This is a genomic window from Ruegeria sp. BI11 (assembly GCF_056538005.1).
Genome location: NZ_JBQFSM010000001.1, coordinates 396,064 through 414,524, shown reverse-complemented (window position 1 = coordinate 414,524; position 18,461 = coordinate 396,064). Strand labels below are relative to the sequence as shown.

The following is an 18,461-nucleotide window of genomic DNA, read 5'->3' as shown; positions in this document are numbered from 1 at the left end:
TAATGCGCGCCGGATCGGGTCGTATTTTTCCGGCGCGTCATTGGTTTAACTTCGCAGTTCTCGCAGATACGAAAAAGTTCAGTTGGGCAGCGTGCAAACGCCACGTTCGTTTCGTTGTTGCCCGCCAGAGGCGCGCACCTCAAGATGACCGGACTCGGAATTGACCGTGTATCCGACGCTTCCATTGCTTAGAATTTGCAGAAATTCCTGCGCCCCGAGGCTGGGGATTACCATAACTTCAAGCTCCTGACCGTCGGCCAGCAGCAAGCCTTTAGATTGCCCCTCGATTTTTTTCAGCGCAACCTCACGCGCAGGATCAAGAGGATTGCATCCACCGGGATTGCAAGTTTCGGTAATCTGGCACTCGTATACAAATTCACCTTCCGCGGGGGCTTGCGACACGGCCTGCGCGGTCGCAGGCAGAACGATGGCGGCAAGCGCTGCCAGATATTTCATTTTATGTCTCCTGAAGAGGGCAATCGCCCGAAATTTTAAGAATCCGCCCAGGATTCCCGCTGTTCGCGCGCCCGTGGTTATGGGTGGATCATGGCGGAAATTGAGCCGAGACAGGGCAGAATTCTGGACGGCCTCAATTTCTCAATTCTGAAAGTGGAAGGAATAACCAACAGGGAATAAACCGTTTTATTAGACGTTGAATTCATTTCCGGCTGCGCAAGCCTTCGATCGTCATTATCTCGCCATAATTGCTGACCCAAAGGCTCTTATTCTGAGCGACGCCAAAAGGGGCAGATACACGAACACGGCAATTCACTGGGTTTCAACTGAAGGTGAGGATGGCCGTTCAGCTTATTGAAGTTATTAAGTTAAATGGTGAACTTGCCCTGTGCCTGAGGGCGCTGACTAAAGGGAGGTACATCATGAAATTCTACGCAGCAGTAATATTGAGCGCGGTTTTGCCCGCGATGGCGCATGCCGCGACAAGCGATCCTTTGGACGGGGCGGATTTCGTCGTCAATTGCGTGTCGGACAGCAATGGTGGCGCGGTGACATTGGCGAGATCCGGAGCCACAGATAAGGGTTTTTTCGTCACAGATGACATCCGCGGAGAAGCGACGATCATTGCCGGTCTGAACTCACTGACTTTCCTTCACATCATGGACAAGGACGTCGTGACCTTTGTCGTGGACTTCGAGGACCTGAACTATGATATGTCGATCAAAGGCCCGCATGCCGCGCAGGATTTTGGGTCTTGTGGTGATCCGATCGGATAACTGAGGTTGGATGTCTTGGTGGTGAAGGCAGGGCAGATGAGAGAAGGTCCTGTTTTCCCAATTCAGCAACTTAAAGCTATGTTGGCAACGCAAATTCAATGCTTCGAAACTTGGATATTTACACTGGATGTAGTTGAAGGTGAAATGCGAAACGAGTGCCGCTAGGAAGTCAAATTTCGTTATTAATCGGAATCGCAAAGTAATTTCTGAGTGTGGTACTTGCCAACTTCACCCCAAAGCTTTCTATAAACAGTCATTTCCCAGGGCAAGTCATCATCCTTGTCTAAATTGGCCCTGCTGTACTGAATTTCATACAGGTCACAAGTCATAACGAGAGCATAACCCTTTACGTCGTAAGGGGAATCCTGTTCCCCTTTGAGCCAATCCTCTAGGCGGAAGGTTATCTGCGGGTCAAAACCGGCATCGTCGAGATACCAAACAGGCAACGGGAGCTTGCCAGCACGCGGATTAATGAATTCCACCCAAGCTGTCACTTCCTGCCAAGTGTTAAATGGGTAATCAATTGGAGTAATTGACTTGGAAACTGACAAGTCGTGGACCAATGCGGTATAAGCTATCTGAGTAGGCTCTTCAGTTGTCTTACACAGGGACTGGTGGTCACACTTTTGAACTATGGTGCAATTGAACTCAATATAGTGACTCTGCGGTGCCGAATACGCCAATACTGTGGTTGTTGATATTGCATAAATTAATGCAGCAGCAGTGTTTTTAGTCATCACCCACCCAAGAAACTCTTCCGAACCTCTGGATCAGCCAACAGTTCCTTTCCCGTGCCGCTATACGCATTGCGCCCCTGCACAAGCACATACCCTTTATCCGCAATCTCCAACGCCTGACGGGCGTTCTGTTCGACCATCAGGATCGGCAAACCGGTGCGTGAGACCTCGATGATCCGATCAAACAGTTCATCCATCACGATGGGCGAGACACCGGCGGTGGGTTCGTCCAGCATCAGCACTTTGGGTTGGGTCATCAGCGCGCGGCCCACGGCGACCTGTTGGCGTTGACCGCCTGAAAGCTCTCCTGCCGCCTGGTTACGCTTGTCGCGCAGGATGGGGAACAGGTCATAGACCTGCTCCATCGTCTGGCTGATATCGTCGCGGCGAATGAAGGCACCCATTTCAAGGTTTTCCTCAACCGTCATCGACGTAAAAATGTTCTGAGTTTGCGGCACAAACCCCATGCCTTTGATCACGCGGTCTTGGGGTGAGAGCTTGGTGATGTCCTCTCCGTCCAGCCGTACTGCGCCGGCGCGCACGTCCAGCATTCCGAACACGGCTTTCATAGCTGTGGATTTGCCTGCGCCGTTGGGGCCAACGATCACCGCAATCTCACCTTTGTCCACGGCGATGGTGCAGTCGTGCAGAATGTCGGGACCCTTGCCATAGCCACCGGTCATGGTGTCACCGATCAGGAAAGGGCCGCCGCTGACCTTGTGGGTTTCTCCGCTGGTCGGATGGGCGGGGGTCATCGTGCCGATGCCTTTGGTATTGGCAATCGTCGCGTCCTTGTTGCCGTGATCGTCCTGGTAAGGGTTGTCGCTCATGCCCCGGCCTCCAGCTTGTCTTTGTTCTTCAGGCCGGTGCCCAGATAAGCCTCGATCACGTGCTCATTGGCTTTGATCTGTTCCAAAGTACCTTCGGCAAGGACCTTGCCCTCGGCCATGCAGATAACCGGGTTGCAGATTTTTCCAATGAAATCCATGTCATGCTCGATGACGACAAAGGTATAGCCGCGTTCCTTGTTCAGGCGCAGGATGGTGTCGGCAATGGTCATCAACAGGGTGCGGTTTACACCTGCTCCGACCTCATCCAGAAACACGATCTTGGCGTCGACCATCATGGTGCGGCCAAGTTCCAGCAGTTTCTTTTGCCCGCCCGAGACCTGACCGGCCTTGTGGTCGGCCAGATGTTCGATGGTCAGAAATTCCAGAACTTCATCGGCCTTGGCGCGCAAGGCGCGTTCCTCGTCGGCGATACGTTTGCGGCCGAACCAGGTGTTCCAAAGCGATTCCCCCGATTGCGCGCCTGGTACCATCATCAGGTTTTCGCGGCAGGACATTGAGGAAAACTCATGCGCGATCTGAAAGGTGCGCAGCAGGCCCTTGTGAAACAGCTCATGCGGGGGCAGGCCGGTGATGTCCTCACCATCCATGAATACCTTGCCACCGGTCGGCGGCAGCACACCCGCAATCACGTTGAACAGGGTGGTTTTACCTGCTCCGTTCGGTCCGATCAGACCGGTGATCGAGCCTTTCTGGATTTCCAGCGAAGCACCGTCCACCGCGTGGAACCCGCTAAAATGCTTGTGCACGTCCTCAACGACGATCATGGTTTTCCCTTGCCTTATCCCCGAAAACAGAGGTGCAGACTTTTGTCACTGAAACAGCCCGGACACAAGGCCCGGGCTGTTTGTTTTTAAGACGGTTAGTGTTAGATCAACGGAATTTAACGGTTTCGTTTTTACCGTCTTTTACTTCGATCTCGCGGTAGGATCCCGCGCTTTCGCCGGGGCCGATCAGCTCAACGCCGGATGCTCCGACATAGTCGATTTCCTGACCTGCGGCCAGCAGCTCCAGCCCCTTGGCCAATTCACCCGGATAGATTTTTTCGCCTGGTTCGTTGGCAACTTCCATGATCTTTGCGCCGTACTCAGCTGGGTTGGTCGAACCGGCAGCCTGCATTGCCAGCATGAACAAAGCAGCGGCGTCGTAAGATTCCGGTGAATAAGGGGACGAGCCATCAAAACCCGCGGCTTCGGCCATTGCAAAGTACTTTTCAGCACCTTCGCCACCCGAGCCAGCGATCTGACCAAACGAACCATCAAGATCCGGGCCAACGTTCTGCGGTAGCGAGTCGCCAATCATGCCGCCGGGCAGGCCGAACGTGTCAAACGCTCCGCTGTCCAGCGAGGACTGGATGATTCCCAGGCCACCCTGGTCCAGATAGCCCGCAACAACCAGAATATCACCGCCTGCCGACGCCAGTGCGCCAACTTCTGCCGAATAGTCTGCCTTGCCGTCTTCGTGTGAGGCTACGATGGTAACTTCACCGCCAGCAGCTTCGAACGAGGATTGAATGGCATCAGCCAGACCTTTGCCGAAGTCGTTGTTGGTGTAGGTCAGTGCGATCGAGTTGATGCCGCGATCTTTGAGGATATCAGCCATGATCTGACCTTCACGCGCATCCGATGGGGCGGTGCGGAAGAACAGGCCGTTATCCTCCATTGACGACAGGCCGGGCGAGGTTGCCGAAGGCGAGATCATGACCATGCCATTCGGAATCGCAACGTTCTGAAGAATCGCGCCAGTCACGCCCGAGCAATCGCCACCGATAATACCGGCAACGCCGTCCGCGATCATCCGTTCACCGTTCGAGGTCGCAAGGCCATTGTCGATGCAGCCAGTGTCAGCGCGCGACGCAGTGACCGTAGCACCATCCAGAAGCTTGCCGGATTCGGTAACTTCGGACATTGCCAGTTCAGCACCAGACCCCATGGACGGGGCCAGTGATTCAATCGGTCCGGTGAATCCAAACAGAACGCCCAGTTTTACATCCTCGGCCATGGCGGTGCCGGCCAGCAGTGCGGTTGCTGCAGTTGCAGTAAGCAGCTTTTTCATGTGGTTACTCCCAAATTGGAACATGTTTGTTCTGCGCACGACCCTAGGCAAGCTGCCGGGAAAAGAAAAGTCCTCACGCAAAAGTGTGGTTGCCACCTAAAGTTCTGATTGTTTTGTTGGGCTTGTCCCAATGTTTGGTGACTGGATGCTGCGGATGGAGAGCTGAATGTTGAGAGTTTTCACGATTCTGTTTCTTGTCGTTAAGGCTGGGTTCGTCAGTGCTGATGTTTTGCAAACTTCATCCGGCCCTGTGCAAGTTACTCCGATGGTCACAGGCTTGGATGCCCCGTGGGCAATCGGCATTTTGTCGGGCGAAGGTGTTCTGATCACGGAACGTGACGGTGAACTGCTTTATGTTGCAGATGGGAAAGCCAATTCCGTCAAAGGTGTGCCTGATGTTCTGGCCAAAGGGCAGGGTGGTTTGCTTGATGTGACTGTCGCCCGCGATTTTAAACAAACTCGCGAGATTTTCCTGACCTTCTCCAAGCCACAACGTGGCGGTGCCGGGACCGCCCTTGCGGTGGCCCGCTTGTCCGAGGGGGGTGATCGACTAACAAACCTGCGTGTGATCTTCGAAGCGGTGCCGGGCGGCTCAGGCGGACGTCATTTTGGGTCACGCGTGGTTGAATCTAAGGATGGAACCTTGTTCGTCACGATCGGTGACAGGGGTGAACGCCCCAAAGCCCAGGACAGGTCAAACCATAATGGCACCGTGATCCGTGTGAACCGTGACGGATCGGTTCCTGCTGACAATCCTTTTGTTCGGGAAAGTGCTGTTCGCCCCGAGATTTGGTCGTATGGCCATCGCAACCCGCAAGGAGCTGACTTGGATGCCCGGGGCCGTCTTTGGATATCGGAACATGGAGCCAAAGGAGGGGATGAGGTCAATCTGGTTCAGCCAGGATTGAACTACGGTTGGCCAGTTATTTCCTATGGCGTGCATTACTCTGGAGACAAAATTGGCGAAGGCACCGCGAAACCGGGGATGGAGCAGCCAAAGCATTATTGGGACCCGTCCATCGCCCCGTCCGGGTTGATGGTCTATTCCGGCAAACTGTGGCCGGACTGGAGAGGGGATATCTTTGTTGGATCGCTCAAGTTCGACTATATCGGGCGGTTGGCAGGATCGCCGCTGCGAGAGGTCGAACAGATCAAAGGTCCCGAAACGATCCGGGTACGCGACATCGTTGAGGCCCCCGATGGGTCAATCTGGTTCATTTCTGTGGGTGAGGGGGCCGTTTATCGCATGACCCCCGCGTAGCCTAAACCGACAACCGGTCACCCTGCGCACCCCGCTCGCGGTATGGCGTGGTATTGTAATGTGCCCGGTAGCATTTCGAGAAATGGCTGGGCGAGGCAAACCCGCAAGCCAATGCCACGTTGATCACGCTCATATCCGTTTGCATTAGTAGGTTGCGCGCCTTGTGCAGCCGCAGCTCCATGTAATAGCGCTTGGGTGAGCGGCTCAGGTATCGACGGAACAGGCGTTCCAACTGCCGGGTCGACATACCGACATCCTTGGCCAGTATCGAAGGCGAGATCGGTTCTTCGATGTTCTTTTCCATCATCAGGATAACCTGGCTCAGCTTCGGGTGACGCACGCCGATCCGGGTTGGGGTCGACAGACGCTGGGTGTCCTGATCGGTACGGATCGAGGAATAGATCATCTGATCGGCGACGGCATTCGCCAAATCCTCGCCGAAATCATCGGCGATCATTTTAAGCAGCAGGTCAATTGACGATGTGCCACCCGCCGTGGTCATCCGGTTGCCGTCGACAATAAAGACGGATTTGGTCAGGTCGACCTCGTCGAATTCCTCAACAAAACTGTCCGAGTTTTCCCAGTGAATGGTCGCACGTTTGCCGTCCAGCAAACCGGCTTTGGCCAGAGTATAGGCTGCAGTGCACAAACCACCGATGCGCAGACCCCGACGCGCTTCGCGGCGCACCCAGTTCAACACCTTCTTGGTGGTTGCGGCCTGAACGTCGACCCCACCACAGATCAGCACAACATCGTCGCGTTGCAACTCAACCAAGTCTGAATCCAGCGCAAAGGTTGTCCCTGCCGAGCAACTGACGGTCTCGCCGCCTTCACCCATCAACTTCCAAGTATACAGCGGTTTATCCGCCATACGGTTGGCAATCCGCAGACTGTCCAATGCCGAGGCAAAAGATAGCAGAGAAAAATTGTCCAATAGGACAAAAACAAAATTGCGGGAGGTGGCCCCAGTGTCTTCCACCGTGACAACTTGGCGTTGCTCTTGCATGGCGAGGTGTCCTTGATTCGGCGTCCGGCGACTTTTTGTCCGACGTCAGATTTGGCAGCCACCATGACCAAAGCTTGTTTGCTGCGTCAAGAGGGCCAAATCATATATGGTCAGTCTTCAATGCATTTTGTATAGAAGCAACCTGAATACTTCAGCGGAGATCAAAGCTATGACTGAATGGCAAAAAACGAACTGGCGCAACAAGCCCCGGGTTCAGATGCCAGACTATACCGACGCGGCCGCACTGGCCAAGGTCGAGGCGCAGCTTTCGCAGTATCCCCCGCTGGTCTTTGCGGGCGAAGCACGGCGTCTGAAGCAACACTTGGGTGCCGCCGGTCGCGGCGAAGCCTTCCTGTTGCAGGGCGGGGATTGTGCGGAAAGCTTTGAACAATTCAGTGCGGATGCAATCCGCGACACGTTCAAGGTGATGCTGCAGATGGCGATGGTTCTGACCTATGGTGCAAAGGTGCCGGTGGTCAAAGTGGGCCGAATGGCCGGCCAATTCGCCAAACCGCGCAGTGCCCCGACCGAGGTGGTGGATGGCGTTGAACTGCCCAGCTACCGTGGTGACATTATCAACGAGCTGGCGTTCACACCCGAGGCACGCATTCCGAATCCGGGTAAGATGTTGCAGGCATACACTCAGGCAGCGGCGACCCTGAACCTGCTGCGCGCCTTCTCGACCGGCGGTTTCGCTGATATGAGCATGGTGCATTCCTGGACCCTGGGCTTCACCGACGTACAGGATGTCCAAAAATACTCGGAGATCGCCGACCGTATTCAAGACACCATCGATTTCATGGGTGCGGCTGGGATCACAGCGGACACCACGCATGAGTTCTCGACCGTCGAGTTCTACACGAGCCATGAAAGCCTGTTGCTGGAATACGAAGAGGCACTGACGCGCCTGGATTCGACTTCCGGGAATTGGCTGGCCGGTTCCGGCCACATGATCTGGATCGGCGACCGCACGCGGCAACCGGACGGTGCGCATGTGGAGTTCTGTCGCGGGGTCCTGAACCCGATCGGTCTGAAATGTGGTCCGACGACGACCGCAGAGGATCTCAAGGTACTGATGTCCAAGCTGAACCCGGAAAACGAAGAGGGTCGTCTGACCCTGATCGCGCGTTTCGGTGCGGGTAAAGCGGGTGAACACCTGCCGCGTCTGATCAAGGCCGTCAAAGAAGAGGGTGCTAAGGTCACTTGGGTCTGCGACCCAATGCACGGCAATACGATCAAATCGGCGACCGGGTACAAAACCCGTCCGTTCGACTCGGTCCTTCGCGAGGTACGCGACTTCTTCGGTGTACATCAGGCTGAGGGCACCATCCCCGGCGGCGTGCATTTCGAAATGACGGGTCTGGACGTGACTGAATGCACCGGCGGCGTGCGTGCCGTGACCGAAGAGGATCTGTCAGATCGTTACCATACAGCTTGCGACCCGCGTCTGAACGCGACGCAATCGTTGGAACTGGCTTTCCTGGTCGCAGAAGAATTGACCAATCTGCGCCGCGATCGCAACAAGCGCGAAGCAAGCTAAGTTTCATTGTCTTTAAGAATAAGAGGCGGGCTGTAGTGGCCCGCCTTCTTTGGTTAGTCGTCTCGCGAGGCAACCAGACGCAAGTGTGATCCGGGCTTCTTGAACCCTTCCTGTTCTTCCGCAAACCCGGCCGTAGTCTGCTGAATCGGTTGTTGTGGTGCCTGAACGTCGAATTTGGCCCGTATCTTAAAATCGGGCATGGTAAATCGCCGCGGCGTTGCTCCGATCACGCCATCGGAAATCATCACACCCAGAACGCGGCTGATATCACCAAGATCGCTTTTTAAGGGTAGCAGGATCATGCGCGCCTGCAGTTGAGTTCGCCCCAGTTTGCCAGAGGAAACCAGCCCAAGCTCGGCAACCGCTGGTCGGGCGAAGACTTGTTCCAAAACGTCTGAAATCTGGCCACGAGCGCTAGGTTCAAAAAACGCGGTCAACGGCATGCCGCGTACTTCCATGCCTGCCAGATTGTTAAGATGGCTGCCGGCCAGACGAAACCGCGCAAGTCCGGGCGCGATCCGTTCAAGGATGAAAGTGTACTCCAGAACGTTCTCAAGCCCACGGGGGTCGATTTGCGCACGTTTGGGAACACCGTCGCCGGTTAACAGCGCAGTCCAATACGCCTCGACCTGTCGGATGGGCGAGAGACTGCGCCCGCTGTCAAAACGATCCATTGCGACGATCTTTCCAGAGTTCGATCCGAACCTGTTCCCGAAAAACGTTTTCATTTTCACCACCCTAGCGTCAATCGACCGTCATTTGTCTAAAATGCCAGATATCGGGACCCTTCCGGTCTGAACATCCCTGAGCAAGGCCAAATTGACACGGATTGAGTCAATTTTGGAGGAATTCTTTAATGAATGGTTAACTTCTGGACGAAGGTCGAAAACTAGCAAACTCTTGCCCTGCACCCGTTGATGGCTTTAGGTGCAGCAAGCGAGCAGATGAGGACAGCCAACATGATCAGATCCATGACCGGATTCGCCGCAGGAAAAGGGGCGTTTGGACCTCATAGTTGGACGTGGGAGCTGCGCAGTGTGAACGGAAAGGGTTTGGACATGCGTCTGCGCATGCCCGAGTGGCTGACCGGGCTTGAAGCCGCCTTGCGCGCGCAACTGTCAAAATCGCTAAACCGTGGCAATGTCACCTTATCCTTGCGCCTAAGCCGTGAGGAAACTGCCCCTGATCTGGTTCTGAACGAAACCGCCATGGGCGCGGCGCTTGCTGCGTTGGCCCGCACAGAACAGATGGCCGCAGAAAGTGGTGTCGCGCTAGCGCCTTCGACAGCGGCAGAGTTGATTGCGCAGAAGGGGATGTTGGAGGCCGGCAACGATGCGGATGACTCGGCTCCGCTGGTGAAGGAACTTTCGACGGAATTCGCTGACTTGTTGGCCGCCTTTGTCGACATGCGTCAGACCGAAGGCAAAGCGCTCGCAGACATTCTGAACGGACAGCTTGCTCAGGTCGCAGATTTGACTGTGCAGGCGGCCGAGCTTGCGGAACAGCGCAAAGACAAGACTGCTGAAGCGCTGCGGGAAAATCTGGCAAGGGTGTTGGACAACACACAGGGGGCTGACCCCGACCGGGTTGCGCAGGAATTGGCGTTGATCGCGGTCAAATCCGATATCACCGAAGAGATCGACCGACTAAAAGCTCATGTAAACGCAGCACATGATTTGCTGTCGCAGGATGGGGCTGTGGGGCGCAAGCTGGATTTCCTGATGCAGGAGTTCAACCGTGAGGCCAACACGCTGTGTTCAAAAGCGCAAAGTGCCGAGCTGACCTCGGTGGGGCTTGAGTTGAAGGCCGTAATAGACCAGATGCGCGAACAGGTGCAAAATATTGAATGACGATGGGAACAACTGACATGGCAGATCGCCGCGGCCTACTTATCATCCTGTCTTCGCCTTCGGGGGCGGGGAAATCCACTTTGGCGCGCAGGCTTATGGCCTGGGATGAAGGTCTGGAGTTCTCGGTTTCGGCCACAACCCGCGCGCCGCGCCCGGGGGAAGAGCATGGACGGGAATACTACTTCCTGTCGGAGGACGAGTTCAAACAGCAGGTGGCCGATGGCCAGATGCTGGAACACGCGCATGTTTTCGGGAATTTCTACGGCTCTCCCGCAGGTCCGGTGCGGGACTCGATAAACTCGGGCCGGGACGTGTTGTTCGACGTGGATTGGCAGGGCGAGGTGCAGATCCGCAATTCGGATCTGGGTAAGCATGCACTGTCGATTTTCATCCTGCCGCCTTCGATCCCAGAATTGCGCCGCCGTCTGGAAACGCGCGGTCAGGACAGCGAAGACGTGATCGCTAAGCGGATGCTCAAAAGCTGGGATGAGATCAGCCACTGGGGTTACTACGACTATGTGCTGGTCAATGATGATCTGGACGCAACCGAGGATAAGCTGAAAACCATCGTCAGCGCCGAGCGTATGCGCCGCATCCAGCAACCGAGCCTGCAAAACCACGTGCGCAGCTTGCAGAACGAATTCGAGGGATTGTCATGACCATCTACGCTCTTGGCGAACACTCCCCGCAAATCCACGCGGACACCTGGGTGGCCCCGGACGCTAATCTGATTGGCAAGGTCGTGCTCGAGCAGGGGTCGTCGGTCTGGTTTGGATGTACTATCCGTGCCGATCATGAAGAGATTCGTGTGGGCGAAGGCAGCAATGTGCAGGAAGATTGCGTAATGCATATCGACGCCGGTTACCCACTGACCATTGGTAAGAACAGTACCATCGGCCACAAGGTGATGCTGCACGGGTGTACGATCGGGGAAAACACGCTGATCGGCATGGGAGCCATCGTGTTGAACGGGGCAAATATCGGTAAGAATTGTCTGATCGGGGCAGGGGCCTTGATCACCGAAGGCAAGGAAATCCCCGACAACTCGCTGGTCATGGGAACGCCGGGCAAGGTCGTGCGGGAACTGGACGAAGCCGCGGCGCAGAAAATCACGCTCAGCGCGTTGCATTATCAACAGAACATGCGCCGGTTCCGTGACGAGATGAAGCCTGCGTCCTAACTTGCCGGGAAGGGTCTGAAGAATGTCAGACGACCTGCTTGCCGAATTTGTCTCGGCCATTCCGATGCCGGCTTTGATGGTCGATCAGACCGAACGGATCATCGCCGCCAATGACGAGGCCAAAACCCTGCTGACGCAGAATATCGTCGGTCGGCATTTCGCGACGATTCTGCGGCAGCCGGGGGTGATTGATGCAATAGAACAGTGCCTGCACACCAAGGGTCCGGCAAAGGCGCGTCACCTGTCAAACGATGGCGCGCAAGACACCACGCTAGAAGTTGAATGTCGGTATCTGAACGGTGTGGGCGCGGTGTCAGGTGGCGCCATGCTGGCAATTTTCCAAGACGTTACGCATGTCGAACAAGCCACCCAGATGCGACGGGATTTCGTAGCGAATGTCAGCCATGAGTTGCGCACACCGTTGACAGCGTTGATGGGGTTCATCGAAACGTTGCGTGGCCCGGCGCGTGAGGATGCAGCCGCGCGCGACCGTTTTCTTGGGATTATGGCCGACGAAGCCAATCGTATGAACCGGTTGGTCGGCGATCTTCTTTCGCTGAACCGCGTCGAAAGCGAAGAGCGTGTGCGGCCCAAGGATCAGCTAGAGTTGACGGGGTTGTTGCAATCGACGCTGAATTCTCTGCGACCTCTGGCCGAGGGTGCTGATGTAGAATTAAACCTGAATGCACCAGAGGGGCCCGTTTCGTTGACCGGGGATAGCGACCAGCTGCGTCAGGTCTTTACCAACCTGATTGAAAACGCCATCAAATACGGCGGCAGTGGTGGCAGCGTCGAAATTCGGGTGGAGTCATCCGAACGGGACTCCACTATGCGCGGTCCAGCCGTCCGGGTTCTGGTGAGTGACAGGGGGCCCGGTATTGAAGCGCAACACCTACCGCGCCTGACCGAGCGATTCTATCGCGCTGACAGCCACAGATCGCGGCAGTTGGGTGGAACTGGGCTGGGCCTTGCGATTGTGAAACATATTATCAATCGTCACCGCGGGCGTTTGCGGGTGAAAAGCGAAGTCGGCAAGGGCTCGACGTTTACTGTTATACTTCCAAGATAGAAGCGATTTATCCGCAGCTACCTGTTGCCATGTAACTGGCGCATGGCAGCTTTGCGTTCAGTCCAGCCGTTTTTAGACCGACTGTCATAAAGCTGTTACACACCTGTCACAAAAGACTTACGTGCAAGTTCTAGAAGATCGCGCAAGATCATCATGGGGATGATCAAAACTTATCTTTTCAGGGAGACTGAAATGTCCTTTGTTAAACTGTCGGCTTCGGCGATTGCCATCGCTGCCGTATCGGCCACCGCTGCCGCCGCACGTGATCAGGTTCAGGTTGCCGGTTCTTCGACCGTGCTGCCTTATGCTTCGATCGTCGCAGAAGCCTTCGGTGAAAACTTTGACTTCCCGACACCTGTTGTTGAATCAGGCGGTTCATCCGCTGGTTTGAAGCGGTTCTGCGAAGGTGTTGGCGAAAACACCATCGACGTAGCAAACGCGTCGCGCGCGATCCGCGAAAAAGAGATCAAAGCCTGTGCCGAAAACGGCGTGACGGACATCATCGAGGTTCAGATCGGTTATGACGGCATCGTCTTCGCTTCAGACATCAACGGCAACTCGTTCGAGTTCACACCGGAAGACTGGTACAAGGCTCTGTCCGCGCAGATCGTTGTTGACGGTGAACTGGTCGACAACCCGAACAAAACCTGGGCCGACGTAAACCCCGCATTCCCGGCGCAGCCGATTGCAGCATTCGTACCGGGCACCAAGCACGGCACTCGCGAAGTGTTCGAAGACAAGGTGATCCTGGCTGGATGTGAGCACCTGGGTGACTTCGACGTCTACAAAGCCGCCAACGGCGATGACAAGAAAGCCGCTGAAAAGGCCTGTATCGCGCTGCGTACCGATGGCGTTTCGGTCGACATCGACGGCGATTATACCGAGACTCTGGCCCGCATCGATAGCAACAAGGACGGTATCGGCGTCTTTGGTCTGGCCTTCTACGAGAACAACACCGACAAGCTGCAGGTCGCGACCATGTCCGGTATCGTTCCTTCGACCGAGTCGATCGCATCTGGCGAATACCCGGTCTCGCGCCCGCTGTTCTTCTATGTGAAGAAAGCGCACATCGGCGTGATCCCCGGCCTGAAAGAATATGCTGAGTTCTTCGTTGCGGACGAGATCGCAGGCCCCGATGGCCCACTGGCCGAGTATGGTCTGGTCTCTGATCCGGAGCTGGGCAAGGTTCAGGAAACCGTTGCAAACGAAGCCGTTCTGGGCGGCGGTTCCTAATCCACCTCGAAAACCGAACCGGGGCGTTTTATTCGCGCCCCGGTTCTTTTTGACTCCAAACACTGCCATCCCCACGGAGTTCTCATGGCGTTATCCTGGCTGTTGCTTATCCTGCTTGCGCTGGCAGTGATCGGATATTTCGCGGGTCGATCCCGCGCACTGGCAAATGCGGGAGGTGATGCCCGCGACTTGCACTCTCTGCCTTCTTATTATGGCTACAACGTTGCGCTAACGGCACTGGTTCCGGCTTTGGGCGTGCTAATTATCTGGCTTCTGGTGCAGCCGATGATTGTGAACAGCACGGTGTCCGGACTAATTCCCGATCAGTCAATCCCCGAAGGGTCAGATCGTGGTCTGGTCATGAGCGAGGTGCGACGCGTGGCCTATGGTCTGGACGGTGCCGTTGCCAGCGGTGCGATGACCGAAGCACAGGCTCGGTACGGCAATGCTGACATCGAGACTGTGACCAAAACGCTGAAAGATGCTGGGCAGGTTCTGACGCAGGACATTACGCAGCCCATTCTGGTGGCGGCGCAAAAGTTCCGCAGCATGACGTCGACTGGGAAGGTCGCGATGCAGGTCATCGTGCTAGCTCTGGCGTTGCTTGGTGCGGCCTTTGCCTACGTTCGTACGCATAAGGAATTTCGGGCTCGTAATGTGGTCGAGCAGGGCGTTCTTGCGCTGCTGTTGCTGGCCGCGTCAATCGCGATCCTGACCACAGTTGGTATCGTTTTGTCGATGCTGTTCGAAACCATGAACTTCTTCCAGCTGCATTCGTGGAAGGACTTTTTCTTCGGCAGCACATGGGCCCCAAATTTCCGCGGAGGCAGTGAACTGTCTATCCTGCCACTGCTTTGGGGAACGCTGTATATTTCACTGATCGCACTACTGGTGGCTGTGCCGATTGGCCTGTTCGCCGCGATCTACTTGTCCGAGTATGCTTCGGGTGCAACGCGGTCTATAGCCAAACCTCTGCTAGAAATTCTAGCCGGCATTCCAACCATTGTTTATGGTCTGTTCGCTTTGCTGACAGTGGGTCCCGCGCTGGTGTCCATGTTTGGCGAAGGCGGCGCGCTGGGTGTTGGCTGGATGGCCAGTTCCAATGCGGTTCTGACTGCTGGGTTGGTAATGGGGATTATGTTGATCCCGTTCGTATCATCGCTGTCCGACGACATTATCAATGCGGTACCGCAGTCAATGCGGGACGGTTCCCTTGGTCTGGGGGCAACCCACTCCGAGACTGTGCGTAGTGTGATCCTGCCAGCAGCCCTGCCAGGTATTGTTGGTGCCATCCTTCTGGCTGCAAGCCGTGCCATCGGCGAAACGATGATCGTGGTGATGGCAGCTGGTGCGATCGCCAAATTCTCGGGTAACCCGTTTGAAGCGATGACCACCATTACAACCCGGATCGTCAGCCAGTTGACCGGCGACACCGATTTTGCCAGCCCCGAGACTCTGGTGGCCTTCGCGCTGGGTCTGACGCTGTTCATCATCACGCTGGGGCTGAACATCTTTGCCCTCTACATCGTACGCAAATACCGGGAGCAGTACGAATGACCGATATTTCCCAAACACCTGACGCTGCTCCTGTGGCAAAACCCAAAGGTGGTTCACTGTTTGAAAAGGACAGCCGCACCAAGCGTCGTAACGCGGCCGAAAGCCGGTTCAAGATGTATGGTATCGCGGCCATCAGTATCGGATTGCTGATGCTGATCGTTCTGGTCACCAACATCGTGACGGCCGGTCTGGGCGCGTTTCAGCAGACATATCTTGAACTGAATGTCGAGCTGAAGGCCGACAAGCTGGACAAGAACGGCAACCGCAATATCGAGGACATCAAGAAGGTGTCGACCTTCGGTTATGCACCCCTTATTGCGTCGGCTCTGGAAAATGAGGTTGCTCAGCTGGGCATCCAAACAGATTTGTCGCCCAAGGACATGGGCAAAATCCTGTCCAAAGCGGCGCAGGCCGAGCTGCGCAATTATGTCATCGCCAACCCTGATGAGATCGGCAAGACGGTCAGTTTCCGTTTTTTGACCAACAGCCGTGTCGATGGATACTTAAAGGGTCGCGTCACGCGCGACTCGATCGCCAACGATAAGAGTATCTCGGTCGAACAGCTTGATTTCGTTGATCAGTTGCGGGAAGCGGGCGTGCTATACAAAGCCTTCAATCCCGACTTCATCTTCGGTGCGGATGCGTCCGACCAACGGCCCGAGGCCGCGGGAATCGGTGTGTCGATGCTGGGTTCGCTGTTCATGATGTTCGTGGTGTTGGCCCTGGCGTTGCCGATTGGCGTTGCGGCCTCGATCTATCTTGAGGAATTCGCGCCGCAGAACCGACTGACCGATATTATTGAGGTAAACATCTCGAATCTGGCCGCCGTGCCGTCCATCGTGTTTGGTATACTCGGTCTGGCTGTGTTCATCAACTACATGCACCTGCCAACATCGGCCCCGCTGGTCGGAGGTCTGGTACTGACGCTAATGACCTTGCCGACGATCATCATCTCGACCCGCGCTTCGCTGAAGGCCGTGCCGCCGTCGATCCGCGATGCAGCACTTGGGGTAGGGGCCTCGAAAATGCAGGCGGTATTCCACCATGTTCTGCCGCTGGCCGCGCCCGGTATCCTGACCGGCACCATCATCGGATTGGCGCAGGCGCTGGGGGAAACCGCGCCGCTGCTGTTGATCGGGATGGTGGGCTTTATAGCCTCGAACCCGCCCGACGGGATTGTGGCAGGCTTCCTGTCCCCGAATTCGGCCATGCCGGCGCAGATCTATGAATGGTCCAAACGCGCCGACCCGGCCTTTTATGAACGCGCATGGGGGGGCATCATCATCCTGTTGATCTTCCTCGTGACAATGAACACCATCGCGGTACTTCTGCGCCGCCGCTTTGAACGCCGCTGGTAAGAGGGGCCAATGATGAACCAGATGACGAAAATGGAGAGAACCGTGGACTCCAAAAACATCAAAATCGCCGCGAATAATGTTCAGGTCTACTACGGCGACACGCATGCCATCAAAGACGTGAACGTTAAGATCGAGGACAAGACTGTCACGGCCTTCATTGGGCCATCGGGCTGCGGCAAGTCCACCTTTCTGCGGTGCCTGAACCGGATGAACGACACGATCGATATCTGCCGGGTGAAGGGCGATATCCTGCTGGATGGCGAAGATATCTATGACAAGCGGGTCGACCCGGTGCAGCTGCGCGCCAAAGTGGGCATGGTGTTCCAGAAACCGAACCCGTTCCCCAAATCGATCTATGACAACGTAGCCTACGGTCCGCGCATCCATGGTCTTGCTAAGAACAAGGCGGAACTTGACGATATCGTTGAGAAATCCCTGCGTCGTGGCGCGATCTGGGATGAGGTCAAGGATCGTCTGGACGCCCCCGGCACTGGTCTGTCCGGTGGTCAGCAGCAGCGCCTGTGCATCGCACGTGCAGTGGCCACGGAACCCGAGGTTTTGCTGATGGACGAGCCATGCTCGGCCCTGGACCCGATTGCAACCGCGCAGGTCGAGGAACTTATCGACGAGCTGCGCTCGCGCTATTCGGTGGTGATCGTCACACACTCGATGCAGCAGGCAGCGCGGGTCAGCCAAAAGACCGCGTTCTTCCATCTGGGCAATCTGGTCGAATTTGGTGAGACGGGTCAGATCTTTACCAACCCCGAAGATCCGCGCACGGAAAGCTACATTACAGGCCGGATCGGCTAAGTACAGGTATTCAGATATGAGCGAACAACATATTGCATCCGCCTTCGACCGCGACCTCGAAGCCATTCAGGCCCACATCATGAAGATGGGCGGGTTGGTCGAGGCCGCCATCATGAACTCGGCCCGGTCGCTTGAAACACGGGACGAGGAATTGGCCCAGCAGGTTCGTCAGGGTGACAAGGCCATCGACGCGCTGGAAGAGTTGATCAACGAAGAAACCGCCCGTCTGATTGCCCTGCGTGCGCCGACGGCCAGCGATTTGCGTTTGGTGCTGTCGGTTCTAAAGGTTTCAGCCAATTTGGAACGCATCGGCGATTACTCGAAAAACATCGCGAAACGCACCACGGTTCTGGCCAGTGGGGGGGATATCAACGGTACCGCTTCCGCCCTGCGTCGCATGGCGCGCGAGGTCGAACGGATGCTGCGGGATGCACTGGACGCTTATATTCAGCGTGACGCCGAACTGGCGGCCGAGGTGATCGATCGAGACGAAGAGGTCGACCAGATGTACAATGGTCTGTTCCGCGAGTTGCTGACATTCATGGCCGAGGATCCGCGCAACATTTCATCCTGTATGCACTTGCATTTCATAGCTAAAAACATCGAGCGTATGGGCGATCATGTAACCGCGATTGCTGAACAGGTCGTGTATTTCATCACCGGTGAACGCCCGACCGAGGCGCGCCCGAAAGCTGATATAACTTCGCAATCCGCCTAGGAGTTCA

19 protein-coding genes are annotated in these 18,461 nt (G+C 55.9%); 12 read left to right on the top strand and 7 right to left on the bottom strand.

Annotated features, from left to right (window positions below; genetic code table 11):
* Window positions 1–78: 78 nt before the first annotated feature.
* Window positions 79–456 carry a hypothetical protein gene (locus tag ACR0DT_RS02030; RefSeq protein WP_480709148.1) on the bottom strand — a complete coding sequence of 126 codons (378 nt, stop codon included), beginning with the start codon at window positions 454–456 and terminating at the stop codon, window positions 79–81.
* A gap of 422 nt (window positions 457–878) precedes the next feature.
* Between ACR0DT_RS02030 and ACR0DT_RS02025 the strand changes: the two genes are divergently transcribed.
* Window positions 879–1,232 carry a hypothetical protein gene (locus ACR0DT_RS02025; protein ID WP_480709147.1) on the top strand — a complete coding sequence of 118 codons (354 nt, stop codon included), beginning with the start codon at window positions 879–881 and terminating at the stop codon, window positions 1,230–1,232.
* 182 nt (window positions 1,233–1,414) lie between these two features.
* Here the strand turns inward: ACR0DT_RS02025 and ACR0DT_RS02020 are convergent, their stop codons facing one another.
* From ACR0DT_RS02020 to ACR0DT_RS02005, 4 genes are all read right to left on the bottom strand, one after another.
* Entirely contained in the window at window positions 1,415–1,969 is a 555-nt protein-coding gene (locus ACR0DT_RS02020; RefSeq protein ID WP_480709146.1) for a hypothetical protein, read from the bottom strand.
* The gene (locus tag ACR0DT_RS02015; RefSeq protein ID WP_480709145.1) at window positions 1,969–2,799 is read right to left on the bottom strand and encodes an ABC transporter ATP-binding protein; all 831 of its coding nucleotides are present in this window, start codon (window positions 2,797–2,799) and stop codon (window positions 1,969–1,971) included. Before ACR0DT_RS02015 ends, ACR0DT_RS02020 begins: the two co-directional genes overlap by 1 nt.
* A complete protein-coding gene (locus tag ACR0DT_RS02010; protein WP_480709144.1) occupies window positions 2,796–3,584 on the bottom strand; it encodes an ABC transporter ATP-binding protein in 789 nt (262 codons plus the stop codon). Before ACR0DT_RS02010 ends, ACR0DT_RS02015 begins: the two co-directional genes overlap by 4 nt.
* A gap of 106 nt (window positions 3,585–3,690) precedes the next feature.
* Window positions 3,691–4,872, bottom strand: a complete 1,182-nt coding sequence (locus ACR0DT_RS02005; RefSeq protein ID WP_480709143.1) for an ABC transporter substrate-binding protein — start codon at window positions 4,870–4,872, stop codon at window positions 3,691–3,693.
* Between the two features lie 166 nt (window positions 4,873–5,038).
* Between ACR0DT_RS02005 and ACR0DT_RS02000 the strand changes: the two genes are divergently transcribed.
* Window positions 5,039–6,133 carry a PQQ-dependent sugar dehydrogenase gene (locus tag ACR0DT_RS02000; protein WP_480709142.1) on the top strand — a complete coding sequence of 365 codons (1,095 nt, stop codon included), beginning with the start codon at window positions 5,039–5,041 and terminating at the stop codon, window positions 6,131–6,133.
* Window position 6,134: 1 nt separating this feature from the next.
* Here ACR0DT_RS02000 and ACR0DT_RS01995 read toward each other — a convergent pair whose 3' ends face one another.
* Window positions 6,135–7,139 (bottom strand): GlxA family transcriptional regulator, encoded by a 1,005-nt coding sequence (locus ACR0DT_RS01995; RefSeq protein WP_480709141.1) that lies wholly within the window; start codon window positions 7,137–7,139, stop codon window positions 6,135–6,137.
* Between the two features lie 169 nt (window positions 7,140–7,308).
* On the opposite strand from ACR0DT_RS01995, the gene ACR0DT_RS01990 reads away from it, so the two are divergent.
* A complete protein-coding gene (locus ACR0DT_RS01990) occupies window positions 7,309–8,679 on the top strand; it encodes a class II 3-deoxy-7-phosphoheptulonate synthase (RefSeq protein WP_480709140.1) in 1,371 nt (456 codons plus the stop codon).
* A gap of 53 nt (window positions 8,680–8,732) precedes the next feature.
* Here the strand turns inward: ACR0DT_RS01990 and ACR0DT_RS01985 are convergent, their stop codons facing one another.
* On the bottom strand, window positions 8,733–9,407 hold the full coding sequence (locus ACR0DT_RS01985; RefSeq protein WP_480709139.1) for a PAS domain-containing protein: 675 nt from the start codon (window positions 9,405–9,407) through the stop codon (window positions 8,733–8,735).
* A gap of 231 nt (window positions 9,408–9,638) precedes the next feature.
* Here ACR0DT_RS01985 and ACR0DT_RS01980 point away from each other — a divergent pair, with 231 nt between their 5' ends.
* The 9 genes from ACR0DT_RS01980 (at window position 9,639) to phoU (ending at window position 18,454) form a co-directional block, all read left to right on the top strand.
* Window positions 9,639–10,529, top strand: a complete 891-nt coding sequence (locus ACR0DT_RS01980) for a YicC/YloC family endoribonuclease (RefSeq protein ID WP_480709138.1) — start codon at window positions 9,639–9,641, stop codon at window positions 10,527–10,529.
* A gap of 17 nt (window positions 10,530–10,546) precedes the next feature.
* A complete protein-coding gene (gene gmk / locus ACR0DT_RS01975; protein ID WP_480709137.1) occupies window positions 10,547–11,188 on the top strand; it encodes a guanylate kinase in 642 nt (213 codons plus the stop codon).
* On the top strand, window positions 11,185–11,709 hold the full coding sequence (locus ACR0DT_RS01970) for a gamma carbonic anhydrase family protein (protein ID WP_480709136.1): 525 nt from the start codon (window positions 11,185–11,187) through the stop codon (window positions 11,707–11,709). Before gmk ends, ACR0DT_RS01970 begins: the two co-directional genes overlap by 4 nt.
* A 22-nt stretch (window positions 11,710–11,731) precedes the next feature.
* On the top strand, window positions 11,732–12,778 hold the full coding sequence (locus ACR0DT_RS01965; RefSeq protein WP_480709135.1) for a sensor histidine kinase: 1,047 nt from the start codon (window positions 11,732–11,734) through the stop codon (window positions 12,776–12,778).
* A 192-nt stretch (window positions 12,779–12,970) separates the two neighbouring features.
* Window positions 12,971–14,011: a substrate-binding domain-containing protein gene (locus ACR0DT_RS01960; RefSeq protein ID WP_366550283.1), complete on the top strand. Its 1,041-nt coding sequence runs from the start codon at window positions 12,971–12,973 to the stop codon at window positions 14,009–14,011.
* 84 nt (window positions 14,012–14,095) lie between these two features.
* A complete protein-coding gene (gene pstC, locus ACR0DT_RS01955) occupies window positions 14,096–15,568 on the top strand; it encodes a phosphate ABC transporter permease subunit PstC (protein WP_480709134.1) in 1,473 nt (490 codons plus the stop codon).
* Entirely contained in the window at window positions 15,565–16,926 is a 1,362-nt protein-coding gene (pstA, locus tag ACR0DT_RS01950) for a phosphate ABC transporter permease PstA (protein ID WP_480709133.1), read from the top strand. The genes pstC and pstA overlap by 4 nt, the downstream gene beginning before the upstream one ends.
* 12 nt (window positions 16,927–16,938) lie before the next feature.
* Entirely contained in the window at window positions 16,939–17,736 is a 798-nt protein-coding gene (gene pstB / locus ACR0DT_RS01945; RefSeq protein WP_480709132.1) for a phosphate ABC transporter ATP-binding protein PstB, read from the top strand.
* 16 nt (window positions 17,737–17,752) lie between these two features.
* The gene (phoU, locus tag ACR0DT_RS01940) at window positions 17,753–18,454 is read left to right on the top strand and encodes a phosphate signaling complex protein PhoU (RefSeq protein ID WP_480709131.1); all 702 of its coding nucleotides are present in this window, start codon (window positions 17,753–17,755) and stop codon (window positions 18,452–18,454) included.
* The last annotated feature ends 7 nt before the right edge of the window (window positions 18,455–18,461 follow it).